Source organism: Sulfitobacter sp. M22 (genome assembly GCF_021736025.1).
In the GTDB taxonomy this organism is placed as follows: domain Bacteria; phylum Pseudomonadota; class Alphaproteobacteria; order Rhodobacterales; family Rhodobacteraceae; genus Sulfitobacter; species Sulfitobacter litoralis.
This window is the reverse complement of the sequence record NZ_WMEC01000001.1, coordinates 1,930,081-1,946,983: the sequence shown is the minus strand read 5'-3', so window position 1 is coordinate 1,946,983 and position 16,903 is coordinate 1,930,081. Positions and strand designations below refer to the sequence as shown.

The 16,903-nt window shown below is 59.8% G+C and carries 15 protein-coding genes; 6 read left to right on the top strand and 9 right to left on the bottom strand.

The annotated features are described in order from the left end of the window. Nucleotides 1-5: 5 nt before the first annotated feature. The 6 genes from ybgF (at nt 6) to folD (ending at nt 7,657) form a co-directional block, all read left to right on the top strand. Nucleotides 6-857, top strand: a complete 852-nt coding sequence (ybgF, locus tag GLP52_RS09565) for a tol-pal system protein YbgF (RefSeq protein WP_093733382.1) — start codon at nt 6-8, stop codon at nt 855-857. A 4-nt stretch (nt 858-861) separates the two neighbouring features. After that, the gene (tilS, locus tag GLP52_RS09560) at nt 862-2,121 is read left to right on the top strand and encodes a tRNA lysidine(34) synthetase TilS (protein WP_237272269.1); all 1,260 of its coding nucleotides are present in this window, start codon (nt 862-864) and stop codon (nt 2,119-2,121) included. Nucleotides 2,122-2,199: 78 nt separating this feature from the next. Beyond that, nucleotides 2,200-4,116 (top strand): ATP-dependent zinc metalloprotease FtsH, encoded by a 1,917-nt coding sequence (gene ftsH / locus GLP52_RS09555; protein WP_093733381.1) that lies wholly within the window; start codon nt 2,200-2,202, stop codon nt 4,114-4,116. A 114-nt stretch (nt 4,117-4,230) separates the two neighbouring features. Continuing rightward, nucleotides 4,231-4,812: an MOSC domain-containing protein gene (locus GLP52_RS09550; protein ID WP_093733380.1), complete on the top strand. Its 582-nt coding sequence runs from the start codon at nt 4,231-4,233 to the stop codon at nt 4,810-4,812. Between the two features lie 171 nt (nt 4,813-4,983). Then, the gene (locus GLP52_RS09545) at nt 4,984-6,660 is read left to right on the top strand and encodes a formate--tetrahydrofolate ligase (protein WP_237272268.1); all 1,677 of its coding nucleotides are present in this window, start codon (nt 4,984-4,986) and stop codon (nt 6,658-6,660) included. Between the two features lie 94 nt (nt 6,661-6,754). Further along, the gene (folD, locus tag GLP52_RS09540) at nt 6,755-7,657 is read left to right on the top strand and encodes a bifunctional methylenetetrahydrofolate dehydrogenase/methenyltetrahydrofolate cyclohydrolase FolD (protein ID WP_237272267.1); all 903 of its coding nucleotides are present in this window, start codon (nt 6,755-6,757) and stop codon (nt 7,655-7,657) included. On the opposite strand, the gene GLP52_RS09535 is transcribed toward folD, so the two are convergent. The 9 genes from GLP52_RS09535 to GLP52_RS09495 all read right to left on the bottom strand — a co-directional run bounded on the left by GLP52_RS09535 (nt 7,654) and on the right by GLP52_RS09495 (nt 16,895). Then, nucleotides 7,654-8,082 carry a PaaI family thioesterase gene (locus tag GLP52_RS09535; RefSeq protein WP_093733377.1) on the bottom strand — a complete coding sequence of 143 codons (429 nt, stop codon included), beginning with the start codon at nt 8,080-8,082 and terminating at the stop codon, nt 7,654-7,656. The genes folD and GLP52_RS09535 overlap by 4 nt on opposite strands. A 41-nt stretch (nt 8,083-8,123) precedes the next feature. Then, nucleotides 8,124-8,789, bottom strand: coding sequence for a ligase-associated DNA damage response endonuclease PdeM (gene pdeM / locus GLP52_RS09530; protein WP_237272266.1), 666 nt, complete (start codon nt 8,787-8,789; stop codon nt 8,124-8,126). Nucleotides 8,790-9,052: 263 nt separating this feature from the next. Next, nucleotides 9,053-11,497, bottom strand: a complete 2,445-nt coding sequence (locus GLP52_RS09525; RefSeq protein WP_237272680.1) for a ligase-associated DNA damage response DEXH box helicase — start codon at nt 11,495-11,497, stop codon at nt 9,053-9,055. Between the two features lie 102 nt (nt 11,498-11,599). Beyond that, complete coding sequence (locus GLP52_RS09520) at nt 11,600-12,907, bottom strand: ATPase (RefSeq protein WP_237272265.1); 1,308 nt, start codon at nt 12,905-12,907, stop codon at nt 11,600-11,602. Nucleotides 12,908-12,969: 62 nt separating this feature from the next. Beyond that, on the bottom strand, nt 12,970-13,464 hold the full coding sequence (locus tag GLP52_RS09515) for a prepilin peptidase (protein ID WP_093733374.1): 495 nt from the start codon (nt 13,462-13,464) through the stop codon (nt 12,970-12,972). 5 nt (nt 13,465-13,469) lie between these two features. Beyond that, nucleotides 13,470-14,324, bottom strand: a complete 855-nt coding sequence (locus GLP52_RS09510) for a tetratricopeptide repeat protein (RefSeq protein WP_237272264.1) — start codon at nt 14,322-14,324, stop codon at nt 13,470-13,472. 28 nt (nt 14,325-14,352) lie between these two features. After that, a complete protein-coding gene (locus GLP52_RS09505; protein WP_093733422.1) occupies nt 14,353-14,907 on the bottom strand; it encodes a tetratricopeptide repeat protein in 555 nt (184 codons plus the stop codon). A gap of 56 nt (nt 14,908-14,963) precedes the next feature. Continuing rightward, nucleotides 14,964-15,920: a type II secretion system F family protein gene (locus GLP52_RS09500; RefSeq protein ID WP_237272263.1), complete on the bottom strand. Its 957-nt coding sequence runs from the start codon at nt 15,918-15,920 to the stop codon at nt 14,964-14,966. A 12-nt stretch (nt 15,921-15,932) separates the two neighbouring features. After that, entirely contained in the window at nt 15,933-16,895 is a 963-nt protein-coding gene (locus GLP52_RS09495) for a type II secretion system F family protein (RefSeq protein WP_237272262.1), read from the bottom strand. Between the last annotated feature and the right edge of the window lie 8 nt (nt 16,896-16,903).

Sequence of the window (16,903 nt, the reverse complement as noted above, 5' to 3'; positions counted from 1 at the left end):
TTAATATGCGGTTTGCTTTGATTGTCGCGCTTGGGCTGGCCTTTGGGCCGGTGACAGCGCAAGCGCAGGACGCGCAGACTTTGGCGGATGTGCGTCAGGAACTGACTGTGCTGAACGTCGAGGTGCAAAAACTGCGCCGGGAACTTTCTACTAGTGGCAGCGCAAGCGTTGCGGTTACGGGTGGATCGGTGCTTGAGCGTGTCAACGCAATGGAAAGCGAACTGCAACGCCTGACCTCTAAAACAGAAGAGCTGGAAAACCAGATTAACCGGGTGGTCACAGATGGGACCAACCGGATCGGTGATCTGGAATTCCGGCTCGTCGAACTAGAAGGCGGTGACGTCGGGAACCTTGGTCAGACCTCTACCCTTGGCGGGGGCGAGATGCCTGCGACTATGGCACCGGCCACGCCCGTGCCGGCACCGGTTGATCCTTTGACCTCCAACTCTACCACAACCAACACCGCGGAACTTGCTGTCGGTGAGAAAACAGACTTTGAGCGGGCGAAGGCGGCGCTCGCTGACGGTGACTTTCGCACCGCCGCGGACCAGTTTGCGGCCTTTAATCAGACCTACCCAGGCGGGCCGCTAGGCCCCGAGGCCGATCTGCGGCGCGGCGATGCTTTGGACGGGTTAGGCGACACGCGCGAAGCTGCTCGGGCCTATCTTGCGAGCTTTAGCACCGATCCAAACGGCCCCGTCGCGGCAGAGGCGCTGTACCAGCTTGGCAGTTCCCTTGGCGCATTGGGTCAAACCCAAGAAGCCTGTGTTACGCTTGGCGAAGTCGCGTCCCGTTTCCCAACGAGCCCCTTCGTCGCCCAAGCCCAATCCGAACGCAGCGTGCTTGCCTGCCAGTGATCTTATGACTGTCGGGTTGGCGGAAAGGATCGCCGCCAGCTTTGATCCCGCGCCGCCCGCCGCCCTTGGTGTGGCGGTGTCGGGGGGCGGCGATTCAATTGCGCTTTTGCATCTGTTGCATGACTATGCTGCCCCGCGGGGCATTCCCCTTTTCGCGGCCACTGTCGACCACGGCCTGCGCCCCGAAGCCGCCGCAGAGGCCGCGATGGTTGCCGATCAATGCGACGCGCTTGGCGTTTCCCATGAAACACTGCGGTGGTCAGATTGGGACGGCAGCGGAAATCTCCAGAACGAAGCCCGCAAAGCTCGGTACCAGCTGCTGGCTGATTGGGCGCGTGGGCATGGTATCGGTGCCGTTTGCATCGGCCACACGGCTGACGATCAGGCCGAGACATTCGTGATGCGTTTGGGCCGACGTGCAGGGGTCGACGGGTTGTCGGGGATGCCTGCCGTCTTTGACCGCCACGGCATGCGCTGGCACAGGCCCCTTTTGGACGCACGGCGGGATGATTTGCGCGATTTTCTCAGGCAGCGCGGGATCGCGTGGGCTGAAGACCCAAGCAATGAAGACGACAGTTACGCGCGGGTCCGCATCCGCAAGGCGCTTGCCGTATTAACCGAATTGGGCGTTGATTCTGCAGCACTCGCTGATGTCTCGGGTAACCTTTCGGATGCCCGCAGGGCGCTTGATGTGCAGATGTGCGCCGCTGCACGTGCCCTTGCCACAATAGAGTGTGGCGCGGTGGCAATCGAATGGCAGGGTTTGCGCGACCTTCCGACAGAGACCCGCCGCCGTCTGGTCACGCATGCCATCGCTTGGGTCAACGGGGCACCCTACGCCCCCCGCAGCAGCGCCTTGGCCGACGTGATGGCAGCGCTTTTGGCAGCAGGGGCGGCGACGGTACAGGGCTGCGAATTGCGCTTAAAGGGCGATAAACTTTGGATTTTCAGAGAGTTGCAGGCTGTGCGTGCGCTCAGTTGCCCTGCTAATACGCTTTGGGATGGGCGCTGGCGCATGAAGCCTTGCACGGGCATGTCATCCCCTACGGACCAGACCATCATTAGGCCCTTAGGTGCAGAAGGGTTGCACCACTTTGCGAATTGGCGCGATCTGGCGGTGCCGCGAGGGGTGCTATTGTCCTCTCCGGCGGTGTGGCAGGGCGTGGAACTGGTCGCTGCCCCCCTTGTCGGTGGGTCGCAAAACTGGCAAGCAGTGCTCGAACGCGGTGAAGATGCTTTTTTCGCCGCACATATGACGCATTGAACATGTGCCGATCGTGTCTATCTTACAGACATAGGGCGCTGTGTTTGGTGCCGTCCCCCGGATGTAGGAGACTTTCCTTTGGGTAATATGCGCAATCTCGCCTTTTGGGTTGTATTGATGCTTTTGGTTTTGGCGCTGTTCAACCTGTTCAGCGGTTCGACTGGCGGGATGCAAAGCCGCGAAATCAGCTATTCTGAATTTGTGACCGCTGTAGAGGCAGGCGATGTGCGCAACGTCACGCTAGATGGCGAACAAGTTCGTTTCCGCCGTGCCGATGGTAGTGACTATGTCACGATCCGGCCCGAAGACGCCGAAGTCACCAGCCTGCTGATGTCCAAGGACATTCCGGTGCGCGCCGAACCCCAGCAACAATCCGGTTTCCAGACATTCCTGATGTCGCTGTTGCCGATCCTTCTGCTGATCGGTGTATGGATCTATTTCATGAACCGCATGCAAGGCGGCGGCAAAGGTGGGGCGATGGGCTTTGGCAAGTCCAAGGCCAAGATGCTGACCGAAAAGCATGGCCGCGTGACCTTTGACGACGTTGCGGGCATCGACGAAGCCAAAGAAGAGCTGGAAGAGATCGTTGAATTCCTGCGCAACCCGCAAAAGTTCAGCCGTTTGGGCGGCAAGATCCCCAAAGGTGCCTTGCTCGAGGGCCCTCCCGGTACCGGTAAAACACTGCTGGCACGCGCGATTGCGGGTGAGGCGGGTGTGCCGTTCTTCACCATCTCTGGTTCTGACTTTGTCGAGATGTTCGTCGGTGTCGGTGCCTCCCGCGTGCGCGACATGTTCGAACAGGCCAAGAAAAACGCACCGTGTATCGTTTTCATCGACGAAATCGATGCCGTGGGCCGGTCCCGTGGCGCGGGCTACGGTGGTGGCAACGACGAGCGCGAACAGACATTGAACCAACTGCTGGTTGAAATGGACGGCTTTGAGGCGAACGAAGGCGTGATCATCATCGCCGCGACCAACCGCAAAGACGTGCTGGACCCTGCCTTGCTGCGTCCTGGCCGCTTTGACCGTCAGGTCACCGTGGGCAACCCCGACATCAAGGGTCGCGAAAAGATTCTTGGGGTGCACGCTCGCAAAACCCCGCTTGGGCCTGATGTGGACCTGCGCATTATCGCACGCGGCACGCCCGGCTTCTCTGGTGCCGATCTGGCGAACCTTGTGAACGAGGCCGCCCTGACCGCGGCACGCGTGGGCCGTCGCTTTGTCGCGATGATGGATTTCGAATCCGCCAAAGACAAGATCATGATGGGGGCGGAACGCCGCTCTATGGTCCTGACGCAGGACCAGAAGGAAAAGACCGCCTACCACGAAGCCGGTCACGCCATCGTCGGGATCAAGCTGCCGAAATGTGATCCGGTCTATAAGGCGACGATCATTCCGCGTGGCGGTGCTTTGGGCATGGTGATGAGCCTGCCCGAAATGGACAAGCTGCAGATGTTCAAGGACGAAGCCGAACAAAAGATCGCCATGACCATGGCGGGCAAAGCGGCAGAAATTTTCAAGTACGGCGCTGAGACTGTCTCCTCTGGCCCGATGGGCGATATCATGCAGGCCAGCCAACTGGCACGCGGCATGGTGATGCGTATGGGCATGTCGGACAAGGTCGGGAACATCGACTATTCCGAAGCAGCAGCCGGTTATCAGGCCAATGGCGGCGCAGGTGGGTTCAGCGTTTCTGCGGCCACCAAGGAACTGATCGAATCCGAAGTGAAGCGCATCATCGACGAAGGTTACGACCGTGCCTTTAAAATGATCACTGACCATGAGGAAGAATTCGAACGTCTGGCACAAGGCTTGCTGGAATACGAAACCCTTACCGGCGAAGAGATCAAACGCGTCATGGAAGGCAAACCGCCGCAAGACCCCGACGGCGACGACACCAGCGGCATGGACAAGCCAAGCCTGACCGCGATCCCCAAGGCCAAAGGCAAGAAAACGCCTCCGCCAAGCGGGATGGAGCCTGAGCCAAGCGTTTGACACTTTCGCGCTGAGTTAGTTTGAACGAAACGAAAGGCCCCGCACCCGCGGGGCCTTTTCTTTTTGTGCAGCTTTGCGCAGATTGCCGACAACGCATCACAAAGGACGTGCGCAATGCCCACGATGAAAGAAACGAAATTTACCGCTACGATTACGTGGCTTGGCGTGGTGCCGAAACTCGCCAAGGGTCGCCGCGCAGAACCCGTCGACGCGGCCTTTGCCAGCTACGCCGGTTTCGAGGATGACGTGCACGCAGGGCTGACCCGCGCGTCCTGCGTGCGGGTCACGAACCTCTATCCCAAGGGCACCGAGATCCGGAACGTGCGCCAGTTGTCTATCCTGTCTGCTGAAGAAATGGCCCTGATCGCCGCAGATATGGGGATGGAGGCACTGGACCCCGTACACCTAGGCACGTCGATGGTCATCAAGGGCATACCCGATTTCACCCATGTGCCGCCCAATGCGCGGCTGCAAGCGACCTCTGGTGCGACGATTACCGTCGATACGGAAAACCGCCCCTGCGTGTTGCCCGGTCGCGAGATCGAAAAAGACAGCCCCGGCCATGGCCCCAAGTTCAAGACTGCCGCTGCTAACCGGCGGGGCGTGACCGCCTGGATCGAACGCGAGGGGCTGCTGAGGGTCGGGGATACGTTGCGCCTGTTCATCCCTGATCAACCCGCCTGGCAGCACGGCTAAGCCCGTTTGCGGCGTATCATCGCGCCCTCAGCGGGCAAAACGGCAGCCCGTCCGACCGTCTCGCCGCATCAAGAGCCGGATATGTCGGAATTGCGCCCTCTGCCCATGGCCCCACAGGCATATTGAGGCAATAACAAACACAGAATGCCGACGGCGCATCAGGGAGCATATATGACATTTAAATCCGACATCCAAATCGCACGCGAAGCCAGCAAACGCCCCATCCAAGAGATCGGACAAAAGCTGGGGATCAGCAGCGATGATCTGCTGCCCTACGGCCACGACAAGGCAAAGGTATCGCAGAAGTTTATCAACTCGGTGCAGGAACGGCCAGATGGCAAGCTGATCTTGGTGACAGCGATTAACCCCACCCCCGCGGGCGAGGGCAAGACGACCACGACTGTTGGTCTGGGTGACGGGCTGAACCGCATCGGCAAGAATGCTGCTGTCTGCATCCGCGAGGCATCGCTTGGGCCGAACTTTGGCATGAAGGGCGGTGCTGCGGGGGGCGGGTATGCGCAAATCGTTCCGATGGAAGAAATGAACCTGCACTTTACGGGCGACTTCCACGCGATCACTTCGGCGCACAATCTGCTGAGCGCGATGATCGACAACCACATCTACTGGGGCAACGCGCTTGAGATCGATCTGCGTCGTGTCGTCTGGCGGCGCGTCGTCGACATGAATGACCGCGCCCTGCGTCAGATCACGGCATCGCTGGGCGGTGTCTCTAACGGGTTCCCACGCGAAACGGGCTTCGACATTACTGTCGCATCCGAGGTCATGGCGATCCTTTGTCTGGCCAAAGACCTGAGCGATCTGCAAAAGCGTCTTGGCGATATGATCGTAGCCTACACCCGCGAGCGTAAACCCATCTATGCGAGCGATCTCAAGGCGGACGGCGCGATGACCGTGCTGCTGAAAGACGCGATGCAGCCGAACCTTGTGCAGACGCTGGAAAACAACCCAGCCTTTGTGCACGGCGGTCCCTTTGCGAATATCGCCCACGGCTGCAACTCTGTCATTGCGACGACCACCGCGCTGAAACTGGCAGATTACGTGGTGACCGAAGCCGGATTTGGGGCCGATCTGGGGGCTGAAAAATTCCTGAACATCAAATGCCGCAAGGCGGGGCTTGCACCGTCCTGTGTCGTGGTCGTGGCCACCGTGCGCGCGATGAAGATGAACGGCGGCGTGGCCAAGGCCGATCTGGGCGCTGAAAACGTCGACGCCGTGCAGGCCGGTTGCCCCAACCTTGGTCGCCACATCGAGAACCTAAAATCCTTTGGCGTGCCGGTGATCGTCGCGATCAACCATTTCGTCACGGATACTGAGGCGGAGGTGCAAGCGGTCAAGGACTACGTCGCTTCGCAAGGCTCCGAGGCCGTGCTGTCACGCCATTGGGAATTGGGCAGCGCAGGGTCCGCTGATCTGGCGCAAAAGGTCGTCGAGACGATCGAGAAGGGGCAATCGAATTTCACCACGCTGTATCCCGACGCGATGCCGCTGGCCGAAAAGATCAACACGATCGCCACAAAGATCTACCGTGCCGACGCGGCGGTCATGGACCAGAAAATCCTCAATCAGCTGAAGGACTGGGAAGAGCAGGGCTATGGCGATCTGCCGGTCTGTATGGCCAAGACGCAATACAGTTTCACCACCGACCCCGAAGCCCGCGGTGCGCCAACCGGCTTTACCATCCCCGTGCGCGAAGTCCGTCTGTCCGCGGGTGCCGGCTTTGTCGTGGCGATCTGCGGCGAGATCATGACCATGCCGGGCCTGCCACGGGTGCCTTCTGCTGAAAATATTCGCCTTAATGACATCGGCGATGTTGAAGGTCTGTTCTAAGCGCGTATGAACAGGGCGCGGAGGGTCGCCCCTTCGCGCCGTCATCTGCTGTGGCAGGTGATACCAGCGCCCCTACAGACAAAGGACGGTCCCTATGACAGCGACGATCATCGACGGCAAGGCATTTGCAGCACAGGTGCGGGGGCAGGTCGCCCAGCATGTCACGCGGCTGAAGGACGATCATGGGATCACGCCGGGGCTGGCTGTGGTGTTGGTCGGTGCCGATCCCGCCTCAGAGGTCTATGTCAAATCCAAGGGCAAGATGACCAAGGAAGTGGGCATGAAGTCGGTCGAACACCGGCTTGAGGACACAGCATCAGAGGCGGAACTGCTGTCCCTGATCGACGCCCTGAACAACGATGATACGATCCACGGCATTCTCGTACAGCTCCCCTTGCCCGATCACCTGAACGAAGACCTCGTGATCAGCGCGATTGATCCGGCCAAAGATGTCGACGGGTTTCATATCTCGAATGTAGGGCTTTTGGGTACAGGACAGAAGTCCATGGTGCCCTGCACGCCGCTTGGCTGTCTGATGATGCTGCGCGACCACCACGGCAGCCTGTCAGGGATGGATGCGGTCGTGATCGGGCGCAGCAATATCGTCGGTAAGCCGATGGCACAGCTTCTGCTGAACGACAGCTGCACCGTCACCATTGCCCATTCACGGACCAAGGACCTCGCCGCCGTCGTGCGCCGCGCTGACATCGTGATTGCGGCCGTGGGCCGACCCGAGATGGTGCCCGGCGACTGGATCAAACCGGGCGCGACCGTCATCGACGTAGGCATCAACCGCCTGGACGCGCCAGAGCGGGGCGAAGGCAAGACCCGTCTGGTGGGGGATGTCGACTTTGACAGCTGCGTCGCGGTGGCCGGTGCGATCACCCCGGTGCCGGGAGGCGTAGGTCCGATGACCATCGCTTGCCTGCTGGCCAATACGGTCACCGCCTGCTGCCGCGCCCATGATCTGCCTGAACCCGAAGGGCTGACGGCCTAGTCCACCGTCGCTGGCACCGGCACCATCGTGCCCTGCAACAAGGCGATCAGCACCTGCTGGTCGCCGCTTTGCGCAAAGACTTCCGCCGTGACCACACAAAGCCGCTTGCCCGGTTTGACCACCTTGCCAATCGCGATCAGCCGATCTCCGCGTGCGGGGGCCAGCAGGTTGATCTTGATTTCGGCGGTGACGACCTCGGTATCCAAGGGCAGCGTTGTCAACGCGGCATAGCCCGCAGCGCTGTCCCCGATAGAGAACGTCAGCCCCGCATGCCCGAACCCTTGCTGCTGCCGCGTGCCGGGGAGGATCGGGGCTTCGATCCGGATCAGCCCCTTCGACACATCGCTGAGCTCAGCGCCGAGGGTCTGCATCATGGTCTGTGCGGCAAAGCTGTCGCGGATGCGGGCGATTTCTTGCGGTGTCATGGGGCCTCTTTCAACGTCGATATCCGGCCCCGTGACTGCGACTAGCGCGGCATTGGGATCGCGGTGGGCTGCGGTCCGGTCAGTATGGCGCAGGCCTGTGGACCCATCAATGCTTGTAGCACCGGCGCGTCACTAAACAGCCCTCCAGTATAGGTGCCAAAGGCAGGCATGATCAGCCGCTGGTCGTCATACAGGAACGCCGGTCGCGTCACCGCCCGCCCACGCAGGCGCAGCCGTGCCTTGGGGTGGTAATGCCCCGAAACTTCGGCCTGCGTATCCGGCTGCGCAATATGGCGAAACCGCAGGGGGCCGATGGTGACCTCGGCCAGATGTTCTCCGCCCAATGCGACAGGTCCGGGATCATGGTTGCCCTCGATCCACAACCACTGCCGCCCTGCTTGAAGCTGGGTCAACGTCAGCCGCGCTGCTTCGGGCAACGCATGGGCCGCGTGCAGATCGTCGAAACTGTCGCCCAGACACATCACGACGCGCGCGGGCACACGGTCAAGCGCCGCCGCAAGCCGGGTCAACGTGTCCATCGTCTCGTAAGGGGGAAGCACCGTGCCGCCGCGCCGCGCGATCCGTTCGGCTTTGCCCAGATGCAGGTCGGACACGCAGAGCAGCCCGTGATCTGCCCACCACAAGGCACCAGAGCCAAGCGCCGTCAGCCGCGCGCCGCAAAAGTCGAATTCATACCCGATGTTCATGCTGCGTTCATCACCAAGTTTACCGGCAGGCGCAAGGGGCGCGGGCCGAAGTTTTGGTGCGACGCAGGGGCGCAGGAGTATTTGTAAAAGGGTGAAGCGGAAGACACCCTCGACACGCCCAGAGGCAGCGGGTCGGGGGCATCTTCACCCTTTACGGTCATCGGCTCTCCAGCCTGTACCGCGAGGTATGTTTGCCAGAGATACCTTTATCCAAGGTTAATTCACCCTTTTAAAAATACTCATATGCCGGACGGTTGCCGGGTTTAGCGTCGCTTGAGAGGGATATTGTCAGGTGCAGGGGTGATCTGTGCCAGACCGGAGGCCTCCATCAGCTGGGCGGATTCCTCGGCCAGCAGTCGCTCTTCAGCTTGCCCCTTGACCGGCACACGTCCCATTTCCAGAAACAGTGGCGCTGACAGCGGGCTGACACGGTCGAGGGTGCGGTGATCGATACGGCCTTTGATCCGGTGCAGCATCTCTTCGATGCGGCCAAAGTCCACCAAGCCGCGTAGCGCCTCTTCGCGGGTGATGTCGAGAAGCAGGTGATCTGGTTCGTATTTCAGCAGTGTATCGTAGAGAATATCCGAGCTGAAGGTCGCCTGACGGCCCGACTTGTGCGCCTGTGGAGTGTTGCGTTCAATCAACCCAGCGATCGTGGCGGCAGCGCGAAAGGTGCGTTTCATCACGGCGTTGCCTGCCAGCCAAAGGTCAAGCCCGTCGTGAAGCGCCGCGGCATCAACCAGCGGGGTCGGATCATCGACGGGATCAAGACCCCAGATCAGCGTGGCATAGTCAGTGGCTACAAAACCCAAGGGGTTGAGGCCAAGCTCTTCCATCCGTTTGGTCAGCAGCAAGCCGAGGGTCTGTTGTGCGTTGCGACCGGCAAAGCCGTAGATCACCGTTTGGGCGCGGCCATCGTGGGGGAAGCTTTCGATCAGCAAGCGCCCCGGTTGCGGGAGCTGGCTGACGTCGCGCTGTAGCGCAAGCCATTCGGCAGTGTGACGCGGCAGGTCGGGCCAGCTGTCTTGGGTGAACATGCGTTGCACCCGGGCCGAAAGCTGGGTGGAGGTGGCGAATTTCGTGCCCATGAAGGTGGCAACGCGTGGTTTCTTGGCGGCAGAGCGGCTGACCTCGACGGTCATTTCTCGCAGGCCTTCGTATTTGACAATCTGCCCGCCAATTAGAAATGTGTCGCCCGCGCTCAGCGTGGCTGCAAAGCCCTCTTCGATCTCGCCCAGTGGTTTGCCGCCGCGATTGCGTTTCATCCGTACCTTGAGCGTATCGGTATCTTGGATGGTGCCGATGTTCATGCGGATGCGCTGGCTGCTGCGGGGGTCGCGCAGGTGCCATTTACCGTCCGTATATAGCAGCCGTTGCCACCTGTCATAGGCCCGCAGCGCGTAGCCACCCGTGGCGCAGAAATCGAGGCAGGCGTCGAACGCGGCGCGGGTAAGGCCCGCGTAGGCACCGGCCGAGGTCACCTCGGCATATAGCGCATCGGCGTCGAAGGGACCGGCGCAGGCGGTGATCAGGATATGCTGGCACAAGACGTCTCGTGGGCCGGGTCCGCGCGGGTCGCCGTCAAGCTCTCCGGCCAATACGGCGTCGAGCGCGGCCACGCATTCAACGACTTCGAACCGGTTCGCGGGCACCAGCAGCGCCTTGGACGGGGCGTTGTAGCGGTGGTTAGCGCGCCCGATGCGTTGCACGAGACGTTTCACATTTTTCGGGGCACCGATCTGGATCACAAGATCGACGTCGCCCCAGTCGATCCCAAGATCGAGGCTGCCGGTGCAGACAATGGCCCGCAGGTCGCCGCGCACCATCGCGGCTTCGACCCGTTCGCGTTGCTGACGGTCAAGAGAGCCGTGGTGGATACCGATGGGCAGGCTGTCTTCGTTGGCAAGCCAGAGGTTGTGAAAGAAAATCTCGGCTTGGGCGCGGGTGTTGTGGAAGATCAGGGTGGTTTTATGCTGGCGTACCTGTTCGAGCACCGCAGGGATCGCATAGGCGGCGCCGTTGCCGGACCACGGCGGGGCCGCGTCTGTATGCAGCATTTGGATATCCGGCGGCGGTCCGGGGTCGGCCATCAGGATCGGGCAGGGATCGGGGTGGCGTGCCATAAAGTGGGCGATGGCCGCAGGGTCTTCGACCGTGGCCGACAGGCCCACCCGTTTCAGACCCGGACATAAGCATTGCAGCCGTGCCAGCGCCAGCATCAGCTGGTCGCCGCGTTTGCTGTCGGCGAGCGCGTGGATCTCGTCGATCACCACGCGTTTGAGCCCTTTGAACATGCGGGGCGCGTCCTCGTAGGAGGTCAGCAGCGCGAGGCTTTCGGGGGTGGTCAGCAAGATGTGAGGCGGATCTGCGCGTTGCCGGCGCTTGCGGGTCTGCGAGGTGTCGCCGGTGCGGTCCTCGATCCGGATGGGAAGCCCCATCTCGGTCACGGGGGTGGTGAGATTGCGTTTGATATCCGCCGCCAGTGCCTTGAGCGGTGAGATATAAAGTGTGTGCATCCCGTCATGCTCGCCCTCTGCTAAATCAACCAACGTGGGCAGAAAGCCTGACAGCGTCTTGCCGCCGCCCGTGGGGGCGATCAGCAGCAACGCGGGGGCGTCGGCGCGATCCAGCATATCCTGCTGGTGCGGGTGAATAGCCCAGCCTTTGTTGGCGAACCAGTCAGTGAATTTGGGGGGCAGGGTTTGCATGGGGTGCAAGATAGGGTGTTTGCCCGCGGGGGCCAGCCCCCGCACCCCCGGAGTTTATCGGGCAAAATGAAGCAGATTCCCGCGCCGGTTTTTCGCGCCGTGTTACCTTACGATGGTTTCATCCGCGACGAACATATTGGCCCATGCGCGGTCAACCAGATCGGGGCGCATCTGGTGGGGGATGCCTTCAAAGTCGCAAATCGCGATCATCTGGTCGATCAGGAAAATCGGTTGATAGTTGGCGAAGGTGTTGTCGATGGTGGGGTATTTGGTTTTTAGCAGGTGGATCAGTGACGCCTCGTCGAGCTTGATGTTCCGCTTTTTGGCGACCATGGCAAAAATCTTGAGAAAGATTTCCTGATTGGGGCCATCGATCTTGATCTTGAAAAAGATCCGGCGCAGGGCGGCTTGGTCAAAGATTTCATTGGGGTGAAAGTTGGTCGAAAACACTACCAGCGTATCAAAGGGCACTTCGAATTTCTCGCCTGATTGCAGGGCCAGGATGTCTTTGTTTTCTTCCAGCGGCACGATCCAGCGGTTGACCAGTGCCTGCGGTGGTTCGGACTGGCGGCCAAGGTCGTCGACGATAAAGATGCCGCCCGTGGATTTCAGCTGCAGCGGTGCCTGATAGGTGCGTGCGGTGGGATTATAGACCAGATCGAGCATATCAAGCGTCAGCTCGCCGCCAGTGATCACGGTGGGGCGTTCGCATTTGACATAGCGGGTGTCAAAGCGGGTCACGCGGCGCAACGATGTCGGGTCTTGTTCTTCCTCGATCGCAGCGGAGTGGACGATTGGGTCGTAGACGGTGATCACCTGTCCGGCATATTCGATCGCCCGCGGGACGTAGATCTTGTCGCCAAGCGCATCGCGGATACCGTTTGAAATACTGGACTTGCCGTTGCCGGGAGGGCCGTACATCAGGATGGATCGGCCTGCCGTAACAGCCGGGCCCAGATTGCCAATCAATTCCGGAGGAAGCACCAGATGGCCCATCGCGGCTTCGAGGCGGGCGCGGGTGATCTGCATGTTGCGTACCGACTGGCGTTTGACCTGTTCGCGGTACACCTCAAGCGGAACTGGCATCGGACCGAAATATTCTGATTGCGCCAATGCATCCAGCGCGCGGTTCTTCCCCAGATCGGTCAGCTGATAGCCCATTTCATTGCCGCTATTCGCGTTGAGCGTGCCCGTCGCTTCGAGAAGACGTTGTTCGCGCGACAGGTCCACCAATTCCTGCGTGACCTGCAAAGGCAGGCATATGGCCTTGGCCATCTCGCTGACCATAGTGACGTTCTTGCGAAACATCGTCTTGATCATGATGTCGCGCATCATCACCACGGGCAGCTTCATCTCTTGGATGGTGCGTGGCGGAGGAGGGGCCATGACGGCGCTCTTTTGCATATTCACGAAGGGCTACTTTCATGGAGGTACAGGGCTGCCCCACGTCTTAGCGGCCGAATATGGCAAATTCAGGCCCCGAAGTAGGCACCGAGCATTAAATATGCGCCAAGCACGGTGCCAAGCGCGAGACCCATGGGGAATTTCTTGGCTTCGTGCCAGCTGACCCACTGCGGCGCGAGCTTGCGTAGGGGTGAATATTTGGCAGCGCGATGAATGATATAGGCCGCGATCAGCGTGGTCATGAAAAGCGCCATCAGAAACTGCAGATCCCCGAGCGCGAAGAACGGGGTGGCCGCAGCAATGAATTTCGCATCGCCTGCACCCATCAGCCCACCTGCGTTCATAAAGATGCCCACAACGAGGGCCGCAACCATCGCCAGCAGGTGCCAAAGATAGCTGTCAAACGGTAGGACGATGGGGCCGATGATGACAAACACGGCCGCCAGCGCGATCACCGTGACGTTGGTAATCCGCATAAAGGCGAGATCGGTATAGATCGTATAGGCGCAAAGCGGCAGCGCGAAGGGCAAAAACCAAAGCGCGGCATAGCTGGTGATCTCCACCGGGGCTAGGCTGCGTTTTCGAGTGCGCGCAGGGACCGGACAGCGGCTTCGAAGTGTTGTGGATGGGTGCTGATGGCGTCGCGCAGCAAGCCTTTGCCCGTTTCAACATCGCCCTTTTTGATCGCGGACAAAGCAAGCGTATGCAGCAACTGCGCACGTTCGGTCTGGTCCATCTCAATCGGCGGCAGGCTGTACTCGCGCTGCGCGCCACGGGCGAGGATCAGGTTGTTCTTGGCTGTAAAAAGGGTCGGATCCTGTTTGACGGCTTCGCCAAACAGACGTTCTGCCGCCTGATAATCGCCGCGAGTGAGCTTGGAATAGCCCCAGTTGTTCATGACCGAACCGGGTTTGGTGGTCAGTCCGATGGCGATTTCATAAAAGCTGTCGGCTTTGTCCCATTCCTGCTTGCTGTCGGCGACGATCGCCTCGAGCCGGTAGCGATTATAGGTTTCATGGGTTGGCGGGACAGAATCCAGTGTCTCTTCGGCCTTGGCCCAATCGCCTGCACGGATCAGCGCATTGGCGTAATCGATCTTGTCATCGGCGGTGGCATCTTTTGCGCCCGCGACCTTGCCCCAAACAACGGCTGCTTCCTGGTTGCGCTTGGCGCGGATCAGCGACTTGCCAAGGCTGCGCTGGATGTCGATGCGATCGGGCTTTTCCTGTGCGGTGCGGGTGAAGTAGCTCACGGCCTCGTTCGGGTCCGCGACAGTCAACATCACATCATTCAGGTTGCTTTCATCCACGACATTTACGTCTTGGAACGCGCGAGTCACGGTGTCCTCGCCGGATTTTTTGCCGCAGCCTGCTAGTGCGACGACGCCTGCGATGCAGACGGCCGATAGGATAGGGTGGCGCATTTTTGCGTCCTTTTACTGCTCTGCCTCGTCATGATGCTGGCCGAACCAGATAGTCCCCCGAGCCGCGCCGCACCAATTTATAACTGTCTTCTTGATCTGGGATCGTAACAGAATTTTCCGATTTTGCGAGTGCTAAGCGTAAATTGTCACGGATTGCGTCACTTTCGCCATTGTCGAGCGCATAGGCCTTGCGGAAGGTCAGTTGGGCTTCGGCGAGTTTGCCGCTTTCCATCAGCACAACGCCAAGATTATTCCAGACCTCGGGGTGGGTTTCATCCTTTTTGACGGCATCGCGCAGCAGGCTTTCGGCCTGGCCCAAACGCCCCAGTCCCAGATTGGCGCTGCCCAGACCCGACAGGATTTCGGCGTTGAGTTCAGAAGCCAACGCGGCACGGTTAAAGGCGCGGATGGCGAGTTCGTATTCCCCGGCGTGCATCAAACGGTGGGCGACCTCTACCCCGTCTTCGGCGTCTTTGCGGGTGTTTACGCCGGGGGCAAAGGGGCTGTCAGATGTGGTGCGTTTGCCCCCCAACGCGGAAAGACCGCCTGCAGAGCAAGCGGCCAATCCGGCGATCAGGGTCATACAAAGCGCGAGCTTAGCGGGGTACGCGCGCTTGAAGCTGTGGAACATGCGGGGCCTTACTGACCTAGTTTGGTAATGTTCATCACCGAGGGTGCGACCAGAATGATAAGCAGCGGTGGAACGGTCAGCATCATTGTGGCAAGTGTCATCTTGGTTGGCAACTTGTTTGCGGCCTCTTCGGCGCGCATAACACGTTTGTCGCGCATCTCGTCGGCATAGACCCGCAGGGCGTCGGCGATGGATGTCCCGAAGGCCGCCGATTGCACCAGCACCGTGACAAACGACGATACGTCTTGCACGCCGCAGCGTTCGCCCATGGCGTTCAATACGCTGACCTTGTCCTTGCCGGCCTTCATCTCTTGGGCGACGATTTCGAATTCTTCAGCCAAAGCAGGATAAGAGGCGCGCAATTCGGCAGCGACACGGACGATGCATTGGTCCAGCGATTGTCCTGCCTCGACGCAAACCAGCATCATATCCAGCGCATCGGGGAAACCACGGGTGATTTCTTCTTTGCGTTCCTCGACGCGTCGGGTCACCCAATAGCGGGGCAGGAAATACCCGATCGCACCGGGGCCGACGGTATAGAGCATCATCTTATTGGTGCTCAGGCCTTCGCCACCGCCAAGAAAGTTGACGTAAACGGTGCCGATTACCAAACCTGCAATACCAAGAGCCATTTGCGCAAAGTGGAAAAACCGCACCGCATCGCGCGAGCCATAGCCGGCCTGCCGGAGAAGAAGTGCCTTGGCACTGAGCTCTTCCATGTTTTCGGGTTCAAGGAACTTGGCGAATTTTTGCAGCTGTTCGTTGCGGTCTGACTGGCGCAAGCGCTGCTGTTTGCCTCCGTCGAAGGATTCGGATTGGCTGCGTTTCAGCTTGGCCAGCGGATCCTCGGGCTGGCGCAGGATCATGATAAGCGTGGCACCGACCATGGTCAGGCCAAGTGCACCTAGAATGGCGATCCAGCCGATGGGACCAAGTGTGGTGTCGAGAGTGGTCAGGAAATTCACAATGAAGCCCCCTTAGACTTTGATATCGGTCAGCTTGCGCATGACGATGAGGTTAAGCGACAGGAACACGACCACGGCAATGCAGCCGGGGATGAACAGCGGGTGGGTCATGACTTCGTCATAGTAATGCGGGTCACCAAGTTTGATCACGATCAGCGCAACAACGGGGAAGGCCGACAGGAACTTGCCCGACCATTTCGCTTCGGCTGTGATGGCACGCACGCGGCGGAACAGGCGGAAACGGGCGCGGATCACCTTGGCCAGCCCCGCAAGAATTTCGGCGAGGTTACCACCGGATTGCTGTTGGATGGTCACCGCAACCGCAAGGAAGCGCAAATCCTGCATATCAAGTCGTTCGGCCATATCCTTGAGCGCCTCTCCAATGTCGCGGCCATAGGCGGTTTCATCCGCGATCACCCCGAACTCCGACGCAAGCGGGTCCTGGATTTCCTTGGAGACAATAGAGATGGCACTTGTGAACGGGTGGCCGACACGCAGCGACCGCACCATCAGTTCGACCGCATCAGGCAATTGTTCTTCGATCAGGTCTATGCGTTTTTTAGCTTTGGACGAGATCCAGAAATAGACCGCCCCGACCCCGATCCCCACAGAGATCAGGATACGCACGGGAACTTCGGTGCTGGTCCCGATGGTCAGGCCCAGAAAGGCGACAACGGACAGCCCGGCCATAATCATGATCAGCTGTTTCGGCGCAAAGGCAATCGCGGCTTTCTGCGCTTTCGCGGCGAGCATCGAATAGATGGGAATGGATTTGTTATCCATATGCTGCTGCATTTCCTTGCGCAGCTTGTCCAGAACCTCTTCGCGGCCGGCTCCTTTTTCCAACATTTCCAGCCGGCGGTTGACCTTGCTGTTGAGGCTGATGGATTTACCGAAGGCGACCAGGTACAGCCCTTCGACCAGCACGAGGACACCGATAAAGATCAGGCCATAAATAATGGGTTCTGCGCTCATGATTGATA